The organism is Pseudomonas graminis, from assembly GCF_900111735.1.
Classification (GTDB): domain Bacteria; phylum Pseudomonadota; class Gammaproteobacteria; order Pseudomonadales; family Pseudomonadaceae; genus Aquipseudomonas; species Aquipseudomonas graminis.
Map to the genome: position 1 here is coordinate 14,008 of NZ_FOHW01000020.1, position 17,090 is coordinate 31,097.

General features: G+C 59.8%; 12 protein-coding genes and 1 pseudogene. 7 read left to right on the top strand and 6 right to left on the bottom strand.

Annotated features, from left to right (window positions below; all coding sequences use genetic code 11):
* Positions 1-6 precede the first annotated feature (6 nt).
* Positions 7-1,809: an acyl-CoA dehydrogenase gene (locus tag BMY98_RS15780; protein ID WP_074890744.1), complete on the top strand. Its 1,803-nt coding sequence runs from the start codon at positions 7-9 to the stop codon at positions 1,807-1,809.
* Positions 1,810-1,829: 20 nt separating this feature from the next.
* On the opposite strand, the gene BMY98_RS15785 is transcribed toward BMY98_RS15780, so the two are convergent.
* Positions 1,830-4,454, bottom strand: a complete 2,625-nt coding sequence (locus tag BMY98_RS15785) for a dermonecrotic toxin domain-containing protein (RefSeq protein ID WP_342742117.1) — start codon at positions 4,452-4,454, stop codon at positions 1,830-1,832.
* Between the two features lie 232 nt (positions 4,455-4,686).
* Here BMY98_RS15785 and BMY98_RS15790 point away from each other — a divergent pair, with 232 nt between their 5' ends.
* Genes BMY98_RS15790 through selO form a run of 3 tightly spaced genes read left to right on the top strand, consistent with a single transcriptional unit; the run spans position 4,687 to position 11,346 of the window.
* Complete coding sequence (locus tag BMY98_RS15790; protein ID WP_074890747.1) at positions 4,687-6,429, top strand: potassium/proton antiporter; 1,743 nt, start codon at positions 4,687-4,689, stop codon at positions 6,427-6,429.
* A gap of 36 nt (positions 6,430-6,465) precedes the next feature.
* The gene (gene mscK, locus BMY98_RS15795; protein ID WP_074890748.1) at positions 6,466-9,834 is read left to right on the top strand and encodes a mechanosensitive channel MscK; all 3,369 of its coding nucleotides are present in this window, start codon (positions 6,466-6,468) and stop codon (positions 9,832-9,834) included.
* Between the two features lie 48 nt (positions 9,835-9,882).
* Complete coding sequence (gene selO / locus BMY98_RS15800; RefSeq protein WP_074890750.1) at positions 9,883-11,346, top strand: protein adenylyltransferase SelO; 1,464 nt, start codon at positions 9,883-9,885, stop codon at positions 11,344-11,346.
* A gap of 17 nt (positions 11,347-11,363) precedes the next feature.
* Here selO and BMY98_RS15805 read toward each other — a convergent pair whose 3' ends face one another.
* The 3 genes and pseudogenes from BMY98_RS15805 to BMY98_RS15815 all read right to left on the bottom strand — a co-directional run bounded on the left by BMY98_RS15805 (position 11,364) and on the right by BMY98_RS15815 (position 13,078).
* Entirely contained in the window at positions 11,364-11,765 is a 402-nt protein-coding gene (locus BMY98_RS15805) for a helix-turn-helix domain-containing protein (protein ID WP_074890752.1), read from the bottom strand.
* Positions 11,762-12,055 (bottom strand): annotated as a pseudogene (locus BMY98_RS15810) (type II toxin-antitoxin system HigB family toxin). Before BMY98_RS15810 ends, BMY98_RS15805 begins: the two are co-directional and overlap by 4 nt.
* A 78-nt stretch (positions 12,056-12,133) precedes the next feature.
* Positions 12,134-13,078 (bottom strand): hypothetical protein, encoded by a 945-nt coding sequence (locus tag BMY98_RS15815; RefSeq protein ID WP_074890754.1) that lies wholly within the window; start codon positions 13,076-13,078, stop codon positions 12,134-12,136.
* A 399-nt stretch (positions 13,079-13,477) separates the two neighbouring features.
* Between BMY98_RS15815 and trxC the strand changes: the two genes are divergently transcribed.
* Positions 13,478-13,912 (top strand): thioredoxin TrxC, encoded by a 435-nt coding sequence (gene trxC / locus BMY98_RS15820; protein WP_074890756.1) that lies wholly within the window; start codon positions 13,478-13,480, stop codon positions 13,910-13,912.
* A gap of 136 nt (positions 13,913-14,048) precedes the next feature.
* Positions 14,049-14,426, top strand: coding sequence for a PAAR domain-containing protein (locus tag BMY98_RS15825; RefSeq protein WP_074890758.1), 378 nt, complete (start codon positions 14,049-14,051; stop codon positions 14,424-14,426).
* A gap of 3 nt (positions 14,427-14,429) precedes the next feature.
* On the opposite strand, the gene BMY98_RS15830 is transcribed toward BMY98_RS15825, so the two are convergent.
* Positions 14,430-15,212: a ParA family protein gene (locus tag BMY98_RS15830; RefSeq protein WP_074890760.1), complete on the bottom strand. Its 783-nt coding sequence runs from the start codon at positions 15,210-15,212 to the stop codon at positions 14,430-14,432.
* A 353-nt stretch (positions 15,213-15,565) separates the two neighbouring features.
* On the opposite strand from BMY98_RS15830, the gene BMY98_RS15835 reads away from it, so the two are divergent.
* Positions 15,566-16,054: a DUF3261 domain-containing protein gene (locus tag BMY98_RS15835; protein WP_074890762.1), complete on the top strand. Its 489-nt coding sequence runs from the start codon at positions 15,566-15,568 to the stop codon at positions 16,052-16,054.
* 82 nt (positions 16,055-16,136) lie between these two features.
* Here BMY98_RS15835 and BMY98_RS15840 read toward each other — a convergent pair whose 3' ends face one another.
* Positions 16,137-17,027, bottom strand: coding sequence for a LysR family transcriptional regulator (locus tag BMY98_RS15840; RefSeq protein WP_074890764.1), 891 nt, complete (start codon positions 17,025-17,027; stop codon positions 16,137-16,139).
* Positions 17,028-17,090: the final 63 nt, after the last annotated feature.

Genomic DNA, 17,090 nt, shown 5'->3' on the forward strand with positions numbered 1-17,090 from the left:
GCCGCCATGTCCGAGACGTTGCTCAGCTCCCGCAATCTGGCTTTCGAGCTGTATGAAGTGCTGGACGCAGAGGCGCTTACCCAACGCGAACGTTTCGCCGAGCACAGCCGGGAAACCTTTGACGCAGCGATCAGCACGGCGCGCAACATCGCGGAAAAATACTTCGCACCCCACAACCGCAAAAACGACGAGAACGAGCCGCGCTACGAGAACGGCGCAGCGGTGCTGATCCCGGAAGTGAAACCTGCCGTGGACGCTTTCCTGGAGGCAGGTTTTCTCAACGCCGCCCGGGACTTCGAAGTCGGCGGCATGCAACTGCCGACATTGCTGTCCCAGGCCTGTTTTGCCCATTTTCAGTCCGCCAATGCCGCGACGGCGTCCTACCCCTTCCTTACGATGGGCGCGGCGAATCTCATTGAAAACTTCGGGACCGACGCGCAAAAGCGGCGCTTTTTGCAACCGATGATCGAGGGTCGTTTCTTCGGCACCATGGCCTTGACCGAGCCCCACGCAGGCTCGTCGCTGTCAGACATTCGCACACGCGCCGAGCCCGCCGAAGACGGCAGCTATCGCCTGCGCGGCAACAAGATTTTTATCTCGGGCGGCGATCACCCACTCTCCGAAAACATCGTCCATCTGGTCCTCGCCAAACTGCCCGACGCACCCGCGGGGGTGAAAGGTATTTCACTGTTCATCGTTCCGAAGTTTCTGGTTAACGACGACGGCAGCCTCGGTGAGCGCAACGACGTCATTCTGGCCGGCCTGTTTCACAAGATGGGCTGGCGCGGCACCACCTCCACGGCACTGAATTTCGGCGACAACGGCAACTGCGTCGGCTATCTCGTGGGCAAGCCGCATCAGGGGCTGAGCTGCATGTTCCAGATGATGAACGAGGCTCGCATCGGCGTCGGCATGGGGGCGGTCATGCTGGGCTACGCCGGTTACTTGTACTCACTGGAATACGCCCGCGAACGCCCACAAGGCCGACTGCCTGACAGCAAGTCGCCGGACGGCTCGCCGGTGTCCATCATTCAGCATGCTGACGTCAGACGCATGCTCTTGACGCAAAAAGCCTACGTCGAGGGTTCGTTTGACCTGGGCCTGTACGCCGCTCGCCTTTTCGACGACACCCAAACGGGCGAGAGCGAGGAGGCGCGAAAACACGCCCACGAGCTGCTCGATCTGCTGACGCCCATCGTCAAGTCCTGGCCCTCGGAGTTCTGCCTGAAGGCCAACGAACTGGCGATCCAGATTCTCGGCGGCCACGGCTATACCCGGGAGTACCCGGTGGAGCAGTACTACCGCGACAACCGCCTGAACCCGATTCATGAAGGCACCCACGGCATTCAGTCGCTGGACCTGCTGGGCCGGAAACTGGCGCAGAACGGGGGTGCCGGGCTCAAACAGCTGATTCGGCTTATCGCTGATACCTGTGAGCGGGCGCAGGCCCATGAATCGCTGACGGGATTGCGGCAACCCCTGGAGCAACTGGTCGCCCGGCTGCAAGCGGTGACCCTCGGCCTGCTGACCGACCTGAGCCAGGGCAAGGTCAACGCGGCACTGGCCAACTCCGCGCTGTACATGAAGGCGTTCGGACACGCGGTGATTGGCTGGCGCTGGCTGGAACAGGCGATTCGGGCGCAGGAAGGTTTAAATCGCGACACCTCCGCTGATCACGATTTTTACCAAGGCAAACTGCAGGCCGCCCGGCTCTTCCTTACTTGGGAAGTGCCGGGCTGCCATCACGAACTGGCGATTCTCGAAAGGCGGGATGATGCGTGTCTGTCGATGCAGGAGGGGTGGTTTTAAGCGACTGACCCCTTGGGTTATTACGAGGTTGAGAGGGGAAAGAAGAAGTCCGTCAAGGCCTTCGCGTCACTGCCCAGTCGGGCGGCATACTGTTCGCGACTGAAAGCCTCCCCGGTACGCAGGTCAAGCAGTTTGCGCCCCTCCAGAGGTCCTCCTATCTCGCGCAACTGCACTTTCATGAACTGATAAAACGTACCGAGAACGTGCTCGATACTGTCGATCTGAAAGTAATGGCCTGGCAGGAAAACAGCTTCAGCCTCTTCCGGGCTGGCGGAAAAAGGAGCAATGGGTGCGGCACCCAGGTAGCTTTTTTCGGGCAATACGAAGACTACGCTGGTGTCATCGAAACGAATCGGCTCCTCCGTCGCGCTGGCGTGCATCCCTCCCTGGCTACTGGCGAACGTCCGCGCCATGTAAGGGTTCTCGCTGAAGGAGGTGATATCGGTGTTCACGAGTACATCCCCCGCCTGAACGTCGCCGGTACGAAAAAAAGCCCCCGACGTACCTCTCGCGCCGCTGCCCCCTCGATAAAGCGCCACATCGTTGTTGCTGCCCACGGTAATGACGTCCTCCACAAACCGACTGAGCATTGCGACCTGATCAGGATATTTCGGCACACCGGTGCGTAAAAACTGGTTGTACGCCTCATCATCGTGGGTGTAGGCCGTAATGTTCGACGCGAAATACTCTCCCTCCGCAGTGCGATATACCCGATGCCTGGCCCCCCACTCATCGAAGTGGACGTCCTCACCGTCCGAGTCGGAAGTAACGACCTCCTGCGGTTCCATTCGGTAAACCTCGACTACCGATTCCTGCCGTGCAACCGCGGCTTCGGAATAGAGCTTTTCGTCGAACAGATTCAACTGCATGAAACGATCCCAGAACGCAGACTGAACGGGAGTAAACCGTGGCTGATCTGAAGCGCCGGCTGCGACGCTGTCCATCGGCATGCCGCCCGCCAATCCCGGCGCAGGCAGGCGTTGCCAGTAGCCATCAGCGCTGAGCACCACCGGACAGCGACCGTTGAAAGCGAAAGGATTGTCTGCATCGACAATCACCCAGCTTCCGAGGTGCCCATCGAAACTTACGCGATGGGCCTCGCGTCCGACCGTCACCCACGTCTCGCCATCCCCTAATGGATAGGTGCCTTGAAAGCGCCCGTCCTGGGCCGCAGGCAGTTGAGACTCAAGAACGATGTCGCCCGGCATGCCTGACAGCGGGTTGCCGGGTAACTCACCCGGCGGCGGGCTCACACGTGGCCAGGCAGTGTTGACACCCGCCCCCGTGCGCAGCAGAAAAGGTAAATTGAAAAAAAGGTAGATCGCGCTGCTGATCGCGCTCTGAACACCGAGACTACGCTGCGCGGAGGTTCTTGCGTTCACAGCCTGATCGATGCTCAGGCCGACATTGGCGGCACTGGCACCCACAACCGCCAGCGCCATCGGCCAGCCCAGGGGCGCAAGGTTGCCAAACACCGAAAGGAAAGTGTTCAGATAACCCAGCCAGATCTGTTTGCGCAGGTCGGCGTTGCTGGTCAACAACGCGTCTGCGTCATTGGTCATGTCGCTGCGCGCGACCTCGCGCAAATAAACGAATGGATCACCCGCAATCGGCTCGCCGGTTCGATTGACGAGTCGATCCGTGACCTCAAGGTCTTGCGCTCGGCTCAGAAGCTGCGCGACATCGCGCTGAAAGGCATCGCGATGTGTTTGCCAGTCGTTCGACGAACGCAAAAAGCGGGCGCAGATGGACGCTCGGGTTCTCAAGGAAAGAAACTGCCCCTTGAGCCATTGGTAAAGGTGCTGATGGGTATCGAAGCTGCGAAAGGGCCTCGCCTCACCGCCGAGGTACAGAATCTGCCTTTCCCCGGGCCCGACAATGCGCAATATGTCCCGAGCTTTGAATGCACCGAGCTCTAAAGGAAACACCAAGACACCCGGCGACGCTGGCGCTGCGGTACGCAGCTGTTCCAATCGGGGCATCGGGTCTTGGCTGATGACGCTTCGCACCGTCTGGAAATCGGCAAGAGAAAGATGGCGCCTGGCAACGCTTTCCCCGGCACGCGCCAGGTAGCTGGCCTTGGCGAGCAAGCAACAGTTATCACTGTGTCGCGTCCAGAACCGGTCCATTTTGCGGCGATAGCCCGCGCTGAAATCCAGCGCCCAGAAATCCCGAAGAACTTCCTCAGGCAACAGGCGAACTTCATTGCGCTCGTCGAAAAACTCGTGACTGGGGCCGTCCGTGTAGAAGCCGCCGTAGAGAGCCAGCTCGTCTGCAGATGATTGGTCGCTTACCTCGAACCGATGGATCAACAGCTCGATCATGGTCATCGACTGCACCGGTGTGCCGGCGTGTTTCCAGCCAGTGAAGGACAACTCGCTGCTACTGGCCGTCGTAAAACGATGCCAATACACATGGTCGGGATCGAGGTGCTTACCCGTGTGCCGAAAGAGGATGCTCTGGGCGGCAGACCTGGCGAGGTCATGGGGATCGGGATAGTCGGCAGCGTAGCGCTTGGCTATCTGCTTGAGTTGGCGCTCGTCTGATAAGGCGGCTACTGCTGTGTTTGAAACCTGCATGGCGCGAATCGCTTCTTGCTGAAATGAACGCCAGACGTGATCAGATTTCGCGGCGCCATCTGCCATACATATTTATCGTTGCCAAGGCGACTTCACCCCCGCAAGCCGGCACTGAACCGTCGACCAGCGGTGGCCCAGCGGCCTCTTGATATACGTCGACCGCGCAGTCCCCAGTGCCCGGCCGTCAAGAATTACGCTTTGACAGCTAACCAATTCAACAGGTTAAATCCCTTGGCACGCGGACTGCATGGTCAGTTCGCGCCCTCGTTTGTTCGAATTCGTTTCTGGAGTACCGCCCTTGGATGCCACGACCATCAACAGCCTGTTCCTGATCGGCGCGTTGCTGGTGGGTGCAAGTATTCTGGTCAGCTCGCTGTCCTCCCGCCTCGGCATTCCCATTCTGGTGATCATCCTGGCGGTCGGCATGGTGGCCGGCGTCGATGGCGGCGGCATCATCTTTGATAATTACCCAACGGCCTATCTGGTCGGCAACCTCGCGCTGGCGGTCATTCTGCTCGACGGCGGCCTGCGCACGCGGGTGGCAAGTTTCCGGGTTGCTCTCTGGCCCGCCCTGTCGCTGGCGACAGTCGGGGTGCTGATCACCACGGGTCTGACCGGCATGGTCGCCGCATGGCTATTTGACCTGAACATCATTCAAGGCCTGTTGATCGGCGCAATCGTTGGCTCCACCGACGCCGCCGCCGTGTTCTCGCTGCTGGGCGGCAAAGGCCTGAACGAACGGGTGACCGCCAGCCTTGAAATAGAATCCGGCAGCAACGACCCGATGGCGGTGTTTCTCACGGTCACGTTGATCGACATGCTGTCCAGCGGCCAGACCGGCCTGCACTGGAGCCTGTTGGGCCATCTGGTTCAGGAATTCGGCATCGGCGGCATCGTCGGGCTGGGCGGCGGCTGGATCATGCTGCAGCTGGTCAACCGGATTAATCTGGCCAACGGCCTGTACCCGATTCTGGTGGTGGCCGGCGGTCTCGTCGTCTTCGCATTGACCAACGCCATTCACGGCAGCGGCTTCCTAGCTGTTTATTTGTGCGGTCTGGTATTGGGCAACAAGCCGATTCGCAGCCGTCACGGCATTCTGCACATGCTCGACGGCATGGCCTGGCTGGCGCAGATCGGCATGTTCCTGGTGCTGGGCCTGCTGGTCACGCCCCATGATTTGCTGCCGATCGCGCTTCCGGCCCTGGGCCTGGCGCTGTGGATGATTCTGGTGGCGCGGCCGCTCTCGGTGCTGGCGGGCCTGCTGCCTTTCCGGGTGTTCCACGGTCGCGAAAAAGCCTTTATCGCCTGGGTGGGTTTGCGCGGTGCGGTACCGATCATTCTGGCGGTGTTCCCGCTGATGGCTGGCCTGCCCCATGCGCAGCTGTATTTCAATCTCGCGTTCTTCATCGTGCTGGTGTCGCTCTTGGTTCAGGGCACGAGCCTGCCGTGGGTTGCGAAATGGCTGAAAGTGACGGTGCCGCCTGATCCGGCGCCGATCTCCCGCGCGGCGCTGGAGGTGCATGTCACCAGCGAGTGGGAGCTGTTCGTGTATCGCCTTGGTGCCGAAAAGTGGTGCATCGGTGCCGCGTTGCGCGAGCTGAAAATGCCCGAAGGCACGCGGATCGCAGCGCTGTTCCGTGGTCAGCAACTGCTCCACCCGTCGGGTAGTACGGTGCTGGAAGTCGGCGATCTGCTGTGCGTCATCGGCCACGAACACGACCTTCCCGCCCTCGGCAAGCTGTTCAGTCAGGCGCCGCAACGTGGTCTGGATCTGCGCTTCTTCGGTGACTTCGTACTCGAGGGAGACGCTGAGTTGGGGGCTGTCGCGGCACTCTATGGTCTGAAACTGGACGGGCTGGATCCGGGTATGCCGCTGAGTCAGTTCATCATTCAGAAGAATCGAGGCGCGCCGATCGTGGGCGACCAGATCGAATGGAATGGAACTATTTGGACGGTTGCGGTTATGGACGGGAACAAGATCCTCAAAGTGGGCGTCAGATTCCCCGAAGGAAGCCGCCCGGGGCCCGGGCTGTTCCTTTAAACTGCCCCCCATTTCTGCTCGCTCGACCCGGTGTCTATGTCCACGCTGCGTAACCTTTTCACCTCGGCCCTGCTTGGGCTGTGCCTGTCGTCCGTACCGGCGCATGCCGCCGATACGCCTCCTCTGTCCAGCGAGGCCGTCCAGCACAGTCTGGACAAGATCGCCGACCGCAAACTGAGCGCTGACGACCAGAAAGCGCTGCAACAGGTGCTTGAACAGACGCTGACGTTCCTGTCCAGCCAGAAGGACAACCAGCAGAAGCTGGAAGACCTTAAAAAGCAGCTCGCCGACGCACCCCGTCAGACCACCGAGAACCAGCGCGAGCTGACCAAGCTCAAGGCCAGCAAAGTCATTCCGGTCGCGCAGCGTTACGCCAATCTTGAGGTGCCGCAGCTTGAGCAAATCCTGAGTCAGCGCAGCGCCCAGCAGGCTGATCTGCAAAAAGCCCTCAATGACGCCAACAGCCTGACCATCACCGCGCAGACCCGGCCAGAGCGTGCCCAGGCCGAGATCAGCAACAGCCAGACGCGCATTCAGGCCATCAACGGCATCCTCAAGTCAGGCAAGGACGGCGGCAAAACCATCAACGCCGACCAGCGCAACGCGTTGAACGCTGAACAGGCCTCATTGAACGCATTGATTGCGCTGCGTCGCCAGGAGCTTGCCGGTAACAGCCAGTTGCAGGACCTGGGCGGCAGCCAGCGCGACCTGCTCACGGAAAAGGTCAATCGACAGGATCAGGAAATCCAGGACCTGCAGACGCTGATCAACGAGAAGCGTCGCGCCCAGTCACAGGAAACCGTGACGCAGTTGTCCCTTGAAGCGCAGAAAGCCGGCGGCAGCAGCCTGCTGGCGACCGAAAGCGCCGCCAACCTCAAGCTCTCCGACTACTTGCTGCGTGGCACCGACCGTCTCAACGAGCTGACCCAGCAGAACCTCAAGACCAAGACCCAGCTGGATGCCATCACGCAAACCGATCAGGCGCTCGACGAGCAGATCAACGTATTGAGCGGCAGTCTGCTGCTGTCGAAAATCCTCTACAAACAGAAGCAATCCTTACCCAAACTCAAGCTCGACAGCGGTCTGGCCGACGAAATCGCCGACATCCGCCTGTACCAATTCGAGGTCAATCAGCAGCGCGAGCAGATGAGCAGCCCAAGCGCTTACGTCGACACATTGCTGGCGACGCAGAAACCCGAAGACGTGACGCCCGCGCTGCGCAAGACGTTGCTCGATCTGGCTACCACGCGCAGCGACCTGCTGGAGCGGCTGAATCGCGAGCTCAGTGCGCTGCTCAACGAATCCATCACCCTGCAGCTCAATCAGAAACAGCTGGTCAGTACGGCCAACAGCCTGCGGGCCACCCTTGATGAGCAGATGTTCTGGATTCCCAGCAACAAGCCGCTGGACCTGGAATGGTTCGAGCGCGTCCAGCCGCGACTCGTCAAACAGGTCACCACCCTGCCATGGACGTCCAGCGTCAGCGAGCTGTATGACGGGCTGACCCAACGTCCGCTGATCTTCCTGCCGCTGTTTCTGGTGATCGGCGCGCTGATGTGGAAACGCAAGGCGCTGTACGACAAGCTCAACCGCCTGCACGCCGACATCGGCCACTTCAAGCGGGACCGGCAGTGGCAGACGCCGCTGGCGATTTTCATCAACGTGCTGCTGGCGATGCCGTTGTCGCTGACCCTCGCGGTGTGTGCGTTCGCCCTGCAGATCGACGCCCGCGGGCAGAACGTCAATCTGGGTTCTGCGCTGCTGCAAGTGGCCCTGGCCTGGCTGGTGTTCTACACCGCATACCGGATTCTTGCGCCGGGCGGCGTGGCGCAACTGCACTTCCGCTGGGAAAAACCGCAGGTTGAGTTCCTGCGCGGCTGGATCCGCCGTCTGGGTCTTGTCGTGCTGGCGCTGGTGACGGTGGTGGCTGTGGCCGAGCACGAGCCCTCGGCACTGGCCGACGACGTGATCGGCATCGCCGTGGTGCTGACGTGCTATGCCCTGATGGCCTGGTTGCTCGCGCGCCTGTTGCTCACCAGCCCGACCCACCATAGTGCATCGCTGTTTCGCCGCGCCGTGGGTCTGGCCTTCACCGCCCTGCCCGTCGCGCTGTTCGTCGCCGTGTGCTTTGGCTATTACTACACGGCGCTGAAACTCAGTGATCGCCTGATCGACACGCTGTATCTGCTGATGCTGTGGCTGGTCATCGAAGCCGCTTTCGTGCGCGGGCTAAGCGTCGCCGCGCGCCGTCTGGCGTATCAGCGTGCGCTGAGCAAGCGTCAGGCCGCGAAAGAAGCCGGCGAAGGCGAGACGCTGATCGAGGAGCCGACGCTGGACATCGAGCAGGTCAACCAGCAGTCGTTGCGATTGATTCGACTGGCCCTGATCGCCGGCTTCATCGGCGCGCTCTACTTCGTCTGGGCCGACCTGATTTCGGTGTTCTCGTACCTCGATAACATCACGCTGTACGAATACACCAGCGGTACCGGCGCCAACATCAGCATGGTGCCGATCAGCTTGGGCGACTTGATCGGCGCGCTGGTGATCATCGGCATTACCTTCGTGCTCGCCGGCAACTTGCCGGGCCTGCTGGAAGTGCTGGTGCTGTCGAAGCTCAACCTCAAGCAGGGCAGTTCGTACGCAACCACCACGTTGCTGTCGTACACCATCGCGGGCGTGGGTTTTGTCTCGACACTCTCGGCCCTAGGCGTGAGCTGGGACAAGCTGCAATGGCTGGTGGCAGCGCTGTCGGTCGGCCTGGGTTTCGGCATGCAGGAGATCTTCGCCAACTTCATCTCCGGGATCATGATCCTGTTCGAGCGCCCGGTGCGGATCGGCGACACCATCACCATCGGCGCCCTGTCAGGTACGGTCAGCAAGATCCGCATTCGCGCGACCACCATCACCGACTTCGACCGCAAGGACATCATTGTCCCGAACAAGACGTTCATCACCGGGCAGTTGATCAACTGGTCGCTGACGGACACCATCACCCGCGTCACGCTCAAGCTGGGCGTGGATTACGGCTCGGATCTGGATCTGGTGCGCAACCTGCTACTCCAGGCGGCTCGGGAAAATCCTCGGGTGTTGAAAGAGCCCGAGCCGATCGTCTACTTCCTCAATTTTGGCGAAAGCACCCTCGACCACGAACTGCGTATGCACGTGCGTGACCTGGGCGACCGCAACCCGGTGCTCGACGAGATCAACCGGTTTATCAATAAGGAATTCAAGAAGCAGCACATCAATATCTCGTTCCGGCAGATGGAGGTTTACCTCAAAAACATGCAGGGACAGGAGTACAAGATGGTGCCCGTTGAACCCGAGCAGAAAACCATCACGCCGCCCGCTGCTGTGCCTCCGGCGCCAAAAGATGCACCGGAGCCACCGGAAGTCAGGCTCGACTGACCCGGAAAAACCCAGCAGAATGGTCGGACATTCTGCTGGAGGCATCCCTTGAAAGCCCTCGACGAGCTGACTTTCGATAATCGTTTTGCCCGTCTGGGCGATGCGTTTTCCACCACCGTGCTGCCCGAGCCCATCGCCGACCCGCGGCTGGTGGTTGCCAGCGAAGCGGCCCTCGCGTTACTCGATCTGGACCTCGCTCAGGCAGAACAACCTCTGTTTGCTGAAATTTTCAGCGGCCACAAACTGTGGGCCGAGGCCGACCCGCGGGCGATGGTTTATTCAGGGCATCAATTCGGTTCGTACAACCCGCGCCTGGGTGATGGCCGCGGTTTGCTGCTCGGCGAGGTGTACAACGACGCTGGCGAACACTGGGACCTGCACCTGAAGGGCGCGGGGCAGACACCATATTCACGCATGGGCGATGGTCGTGCTGTATTGCGCTCGTCAATCCGCGAGTTTCTGGCCTCCGAGGCCCTGCATGCCTTGGGCATTCCGACCAGTCGTGCGGCCTGTGTGATCGGCTCCAGTACACCGGTGTGGCGTGAAACCCAGGAGCGTGGGGCGATGGTGCTGCGACTTGCGCAAAGCCACGTGCGCTTCGGCAGCCTCGAGTATTTCTTCTACACCAAACAGCCGGAACAGCTGAAGCAACTGGCCGATCACGTGCTGTCCCTGCATTACCCCGAGTGCCTGGAACAGCCCGAGCCGTACCTGGCGATGTTTCGCGTGATCGTCGAGCGGCAGGCCGAGCTGATCGCCAAATGGCAGGCTTATGGCTTCTGTCATGGCGTGATGAACACCGACAACATGTCCATTCTCGGGATCACTTTCGACTTCGGCCCGTTCGCGTTTCTGGATGACTTCGACCAGCATTTCGTCTGCAACCATTCCGATCACGAAGGCCGCTACTCCTTCAGCAATCAGGTGCCCATCGGCCAGTGGAACCTCAGCGCATTGGCTCAGGCGCTGACACCCTTCATCAGTGTCGAGGCATTGCGTGAGGCGCTGGACCTGTTTCTGCCGCTGTATCAGGCGCATTACCTGGACCTGATGCGTCGACGTCTGGGCCTGACAACGGCGGAAGAAGATGACGCTGACCTGATCGCGCGCTTGCTGCAATTGATGCAGAACAGCGGCGTCGATTACACCCTGTTTTTCCGCCATCTGGGCGAGGAGTCAGCCGACGCCGCTGTGGGAAAACTGCGCGACAACTTCGTCGACATGCTTGGCTTCGACGCCTGGGCCGACGCCTACAAAGCCCGCATCGCCCGCGAGCCTGAATCCAGTCAGCAGGACCGTCGCACACGCATGCACGCCGTCAATCCGCTGTATATCCTGCGCAACTACTTGGCCCAGCGCGCCATCGAAGCGGCCGAACAAGGCGACGACAGCGAAGTCCGCCGCCTGCATCAGGTGCTGTGCACGCCGTACGATGAACAGCCCGGAATGGAGAGTTATGCACAGCGTCCGCCGGATTGGGGCAAGCATCTGGAGATCAGTTGTTCGTCGTGAGTGGGGGCAAGTTGAGGTCAGATAAAGACCTCTACCGGCACGCCGAAACGCTCCGAAATCTTGCGGATCTGATTGAGGCTCAACTGGCGCTCGCCTGAGAGTATTTCGGAAATGACGGACTGCGTCCCCACGTCAGGCAAGTCGCCTTGGCCAAGGTTGTGCTCGTGCATCAGGTAACGCAGCGTCTCGGAGCCTGAGGCCATAGGCATGGGCCGATGCTCATGGTCATAGGCTTCAATCATTTCGCTGACCAATATGGCGAGACGATTCAGAGGGTGCTGCTCATCCTCTCCGATGATCTCCAACAGTTCGTCGAGCCCGCTGACAAGCAGGTCATATTCAGCTTCCGTTTCAGGCCGAGTAAGTAATGGCGCCAAGTGATGCCAGTGCTCCGCAGCCTGTTTAATGAGCGCGCTCATTGCTCATCCCTCCATTTACCTTTGTCGTATTCACGATGGTCGAACACATGCTTTATGTACAGCCGCTGCGCTGATTAGTTAACCGACGCAATCAACCGGATCTTGTTCCCGCCGATATCAAAAACATGAAATTTTCCCACTTTATCTGTCGAAGGCAGCATCGCTCTCTTCGCACTAAAGTCGTTCAGCCTGGATGCTTTGATTAAGCGGTACCAAGCGTCTAGAGCCGTTGCCGATTGTGGCCATTTCTTCTTTGCCTCCCAGATTCGCTTTTCAGTGATGACGTGCATTTCCCTACCGTTATGCGTGCAATATCCAGCTTAGCCAACCATACGGCCATCACACACTGCGATGGCCGAAGCATTCTTTTATCCCGCTGCCTTCTCATCCCTGGACGCAGCACCCGCTTGCTCAACTCGCGCATCCGCATTCACAGCCGCTGGCTTTTCAACCCCCTGCGCAGCCGCCGTAGCTGGCTCAGGTGAAGTTCGAGGCGAGAACTTCTTCGTGTGAACGATATTGTTCGGGTCGGTTTTCTTGTCTTTGGTGGTGTCCACGATGCCGGCGAGGATGTCGTAGAGGGTCAGCTTGCGGTCTGGCGCCTGGCGTCCGAAAGTGCCCGGTAAACCGGGCAGCGTGAGGTCGCTCTTGATCCGCGCTTCCACGATCGCTTCTGCTCCTTTGGGATAACTCACTGCCTTTTCAATCGCAGGCAGCGACTTGAGGTAGCTCAGGGCGTCGTTATAGAAGTGGGAGGCCTTGCCCGTCCGGGCTTGCTCGATCACCCCATCGTTTATCGCAACGTTGCGCCAGTCCTCGTCCATCTTCTGCACGCCCTGCCAGGCCGCGCGCCGCTCGTTGAGGGTGAAGCTTGCGCTGTCGTCGAAGGCAATCAGGTTCAGTTGCTCGCGTGAGAGGTTCTCGAACGGGCTCTTGGCGTTCTTGTCACCTGCCAACGTCCGGGTCACGAACGCACTAGCCTCGCGCGCCCGGTCCAGCAGTTCGGGGTCGTTTGTCTTGGGCACTTCCATGGCCCGGGTGCCGCTATTGACTGTGCGGCCTTCGATCAAAAACTCATTGATGCGATTACGCCCGTATTGCCGCAGCTCGGCGTGGGTCATCCCTGCGTCCCTCTTCTCGGCTCGCGCTGCGCTCTCGTTCAACTGAGCCGCCAGTGTCGAAAACGTCGCTTTGTCGGTCGCGGTCGCTGCAGGTTTATCGACGGTTTTGGGTTCGCTGTTTGGGACGGCGTCAACCGCTGGCTTTTTGTTCGCGACAAACGCTGCAACGGCGGCCTGGATCTGGCTGATCATGGGCAACTCCCTGGCTATGAGATGGCAGGAGCCAACGCGCATGGTCGTCAGTCACCTCCTCGCATCGACACTAGCGACAGGCAGGCAGGGCGAACAGTTAGGCAAACGGGGGGGGCTTTCGGATAATCAGCGGTCGAAGATTGGGCTTAACGCGCGCAGTTGGGGGTTGGGACGAAGGGTGAAAGGGGAATTTGTTGCGTCTTCAGGTTCGAGATTTTTCAGACGTGGGATGCTTAGCGAACGGCGAACTTTGGGGTAGTTCCCACCTGGCGTTCCAGGTGATAAATGAAAGCCGACCGCCATTGATGACATCCCGTCGCTAAAGGGGCAGCCGCAAAGCTTGATAACCCACCTCCCTGACTCCACCTAATAGTCATCAATCCCACCTAGGCCTCTGTCATGTCCGATTCCCTGCTGATCCCCTGCCCACACTGCAACGGGCTCAATCGCATCCCTGCCGGGCGGCTGTCCGACCAGCCGAGATGCGGGCGCTGCAAGCAGCCGGTTTTGCTCAGCACGCCGTTCAATCTGACGCAGGGCGACTATGCCAGCCAGATCAAGGGCGACCTGCCGCTGCTGGTGGACGTCTGGGCGGAGTGGTGCGGTCCGTGCAAATCCTTCGCGCCGACGTTCGAGCAAGCGGCCACTCAGCTGAGCGGTCGGGTTCGCCTGGCGAAGCTGGACAGTGAGGCCAATCAGCAGCTTTCCGCGCAATTGGGGATTCGCTCGATCCCGAGCCTGATCCTGTTTAAGGACGGCCGTGAAGTCGCCCGGCAAAGTGGCGCAATGCCATTGCAACAGCTGATGGCCTGGCTGACCAGTCAGGGAATCTGAAAGGCGTTTCTTCAGCGATTGAAGTGCGTGACAGCCAGCGCTGTAGGCATGTTCTGAAAGCACTCTTTAGCCTCGAACTCGTCGAATTCTGCGTCTAGGCTTCGCCACTCCTATCGGTACCCTGGAGTGGTTAGCAATGACATACGTGGTCAGAGAGGGCGATTCAACGACAACCGGCGGCATGGTTTTGAGTGCTACAGGCTTGCACACTTGGGAGGACAGGCGCCTGGCGCGCATGGGTGATCCGGTCTGGTGCGAGCGGTGCGCTCAGATCGGCTTCATTGCCCAAGGCAATCCGACCTTCATCGACGAACTCGTGGCGGTGGCGACGCACGGGCAGACAGTGCGCTGCGGCTGCGCGGAAGGCACCCATCGTTTGATCGCCAGCCAGACCGCGCTTCAAGCGGACATGGACGCGACCATCGACATTCCCAAGGACATGGCTGAAAAGGCGCGCAAGCGAGCCAAACACATGACCCGAGCCCGACGGGAAAGCCACGCACCGCTCGCTTAGCCGTCAGCGATTACCCGCACCCGTTTCCAGCAAGTGATGCAGCTCGACAAATTGCTGAGTCAGCTTATGCCGCGGCTCCAGATGGATCAGCGGCATATTGGCTTGATGAGATTCACGCATCTTGATCGAACTGGTGAGGTAGACGGGCAACACCGGCAGCCCTTCGGCGATGAGTTCATCAAGGATCTGCTGGGGCAGGCTCGCCCGCGCCTGGAACTGGTTGACGATAATGCCTTCCACCTGCAGATCTTCGTTGTGATCTTCCTTCAGCTCTTCGATTTCCTTGAGCAGCCCGTACAGCGCTTGACGGGAGAAGCTGTCGCAGTCAAACGGAATCAGCACACGATCCGCCGCGATCAACGCCGATACCGCGTAAAAGTTCAGCGCCGGGGGCGTGTCGAGGTAGATGCGTTCATAATCTTCGCTCAGCTCATCCAGCAGTTTCCGGAGCTTGTTGATCTTGTGCTTGGCTTCCAGCTTGGGCTGCAGATCCGCCAACTCCGCTGTGGCAGTCACGACATGAAGGTTGTCGAAGGGCGTTTCATAGATGTCGACCTGATTCTTCTTGGCGCCAGGCCCGGAAGACAAGGTTTGCTTGAAGAAATCAGCGATCCCCATGGGAATCTCCTCACCGGTCAGACCGGTGAGGTACTGCGTCGAGTTGGCCTGAGCGTCCAGATCGATCAACAGCGTCCGATAACCCTCATGAGCACTGACAGCCGCCAGATTGCAGGCGATGCTGGACTTGCCAACGCCGCCCTTCTGATTGAACACCACACGCCGCATGTAAGACTCCCTGTTGCTGTCTAGCCGTGAAGGATCGCCTGCGACCCGGTGAAGGGTCCGAGTCTAGGCAATCGCGATGAGTAGGGCGAGCCTCTCGGAAAAATCTGACCGTTAGGATGAGGGCTACGTCATCGAAAGACCGATCGCGCCTACAACACAGTGACAGAGGCTGCCGCCATACCCGCAAGAAAGACCGTCAGTTAACACGCTATTTGTTTCAACGTTTGCCTCAGTGCGCCGGCATCGAGATAATGCCCGTCACCCGGTGATGGCGCCGCGCTATAGCCGGTGTCATTTTGACGACTCGAAGCCCGGAATAAAAAATTGTCGGCTCACCTGGAAGGTAAAGCTTCATGATTCGCGCTTTCTTGCTGTTATGCGTGTTGTTGGTGAGTGGCTGCGCGAGCCATGCGCCGCTGCCTGCGCAAATACCTCACATCAAATTTCCCGTGCAGCTGCATGTCCAGCGTGAGCAAGCCGGTCAGCGCGAAGATTGGATGATGACGATCCAGAAGGAACGCCACGGCCTGCGCTTCTCGTTGCTGGACTCACTCGGTACTCCGGTGGCACGTCAGCAGCTTCGCGAGGAGCGCTGGAAGGCAGACAGCCAACTGCCACCCAACCATGAGGCAAGAGAGCTGTTCGCGGCCGTGCTTTTCGCCCTGACGTCCCTGGAAGAAGTGCGCTTTGACTATCCTGGCGTGCAGCTGCGTCCCTACGGTCGCAGCCTGGACGATCGCTGGTTCGTCGATTACGCCTCCGAAGGTGTCTTCCGGATCAGCATGGAAAGCGGCGAGCTGAAGTACTTGGTCAGTCCACTCCAGGGCAAGGCGAGCAAATGACGGGGTAGCTCGCTCCCCGTTGCACGCGTCTGCGCATTGGAACCGTGCAACAACGCCAGCATTTCTATGCAGCGCCTCCGCTTCACCCCGCTTTGCGCGTCACCAGCTCGACAAACGCCTTGGCCATGGGCGACTTCTGGTCCTTGCGTTGCACCAGCCACACCGCTGACGTCGCCTGGGCATCCAGCAGCGTCCGGTACACCACCCCGTCGATGCGCATGCGTTGATAGGACGCCGGCAGCACCGTTACGCCCAGTCCTGCCGCTACCAGGCCAATGATGGTCATCGCCTCACCCGCCTCCTGGGTAAACAACGGGCTGAATCCTGCTTCCCGAGCCAGATCCAGCAACTGCGCGTAGAGCCCGCTGCCGTAGCTGCGCGGAAAGAACACGAACGGCTCGCTGGCCAGTTCCCGCAAATGAATGCCGCGTTCCGAGCCTTCCGCCAATGGATGGTCCGAGCGCAGGATTGCCACTAGCGGCTCGTGCAGCAGCTCCACGGCGACCAACGAATCCGGCAACGGGAGCGGTCGCATGATGCCCACTTGCATCGACTCATTCTCGAGCCGCTCGGCGACTTCCCGACTGCTCATTTCCTGAAGCGCCAGGTGCACAGCGGGATAGCGCTGGCGAAACGCGAATATGGCCTGGGGGATGCTTGAGGTGAACGGCGCGGATGCTGTGAAGCCGATCTTAAGCTCCCCCAGTTCGCCCAACTGTGCGCGCCGCGCCACATCAGAAGCCTTCTCGACCTGTGCCAGCACCAGGCGCGCTTCATCGAGAAACAACCGGCCCGCTTCGCTCAGCGCCACATGTCGATTGGTGCGCTCAAAGAGACGGGCGCCGAGTTCTTGCTCCAGCGCCTGAATCTGCTGGCTCAACGGCGGTTGCGAGATGCCGAGCGCCTGAGCGGCCCGACCAAAATGCAGCTCTTCAGCGACAGCAATGAAGTAACGCAGATGACGTAATTCCATGGTTATTCCAGTAGGTCGTCAAACCTATCAAACAGGTCGAACAATATATTGGAAGCAATCGTT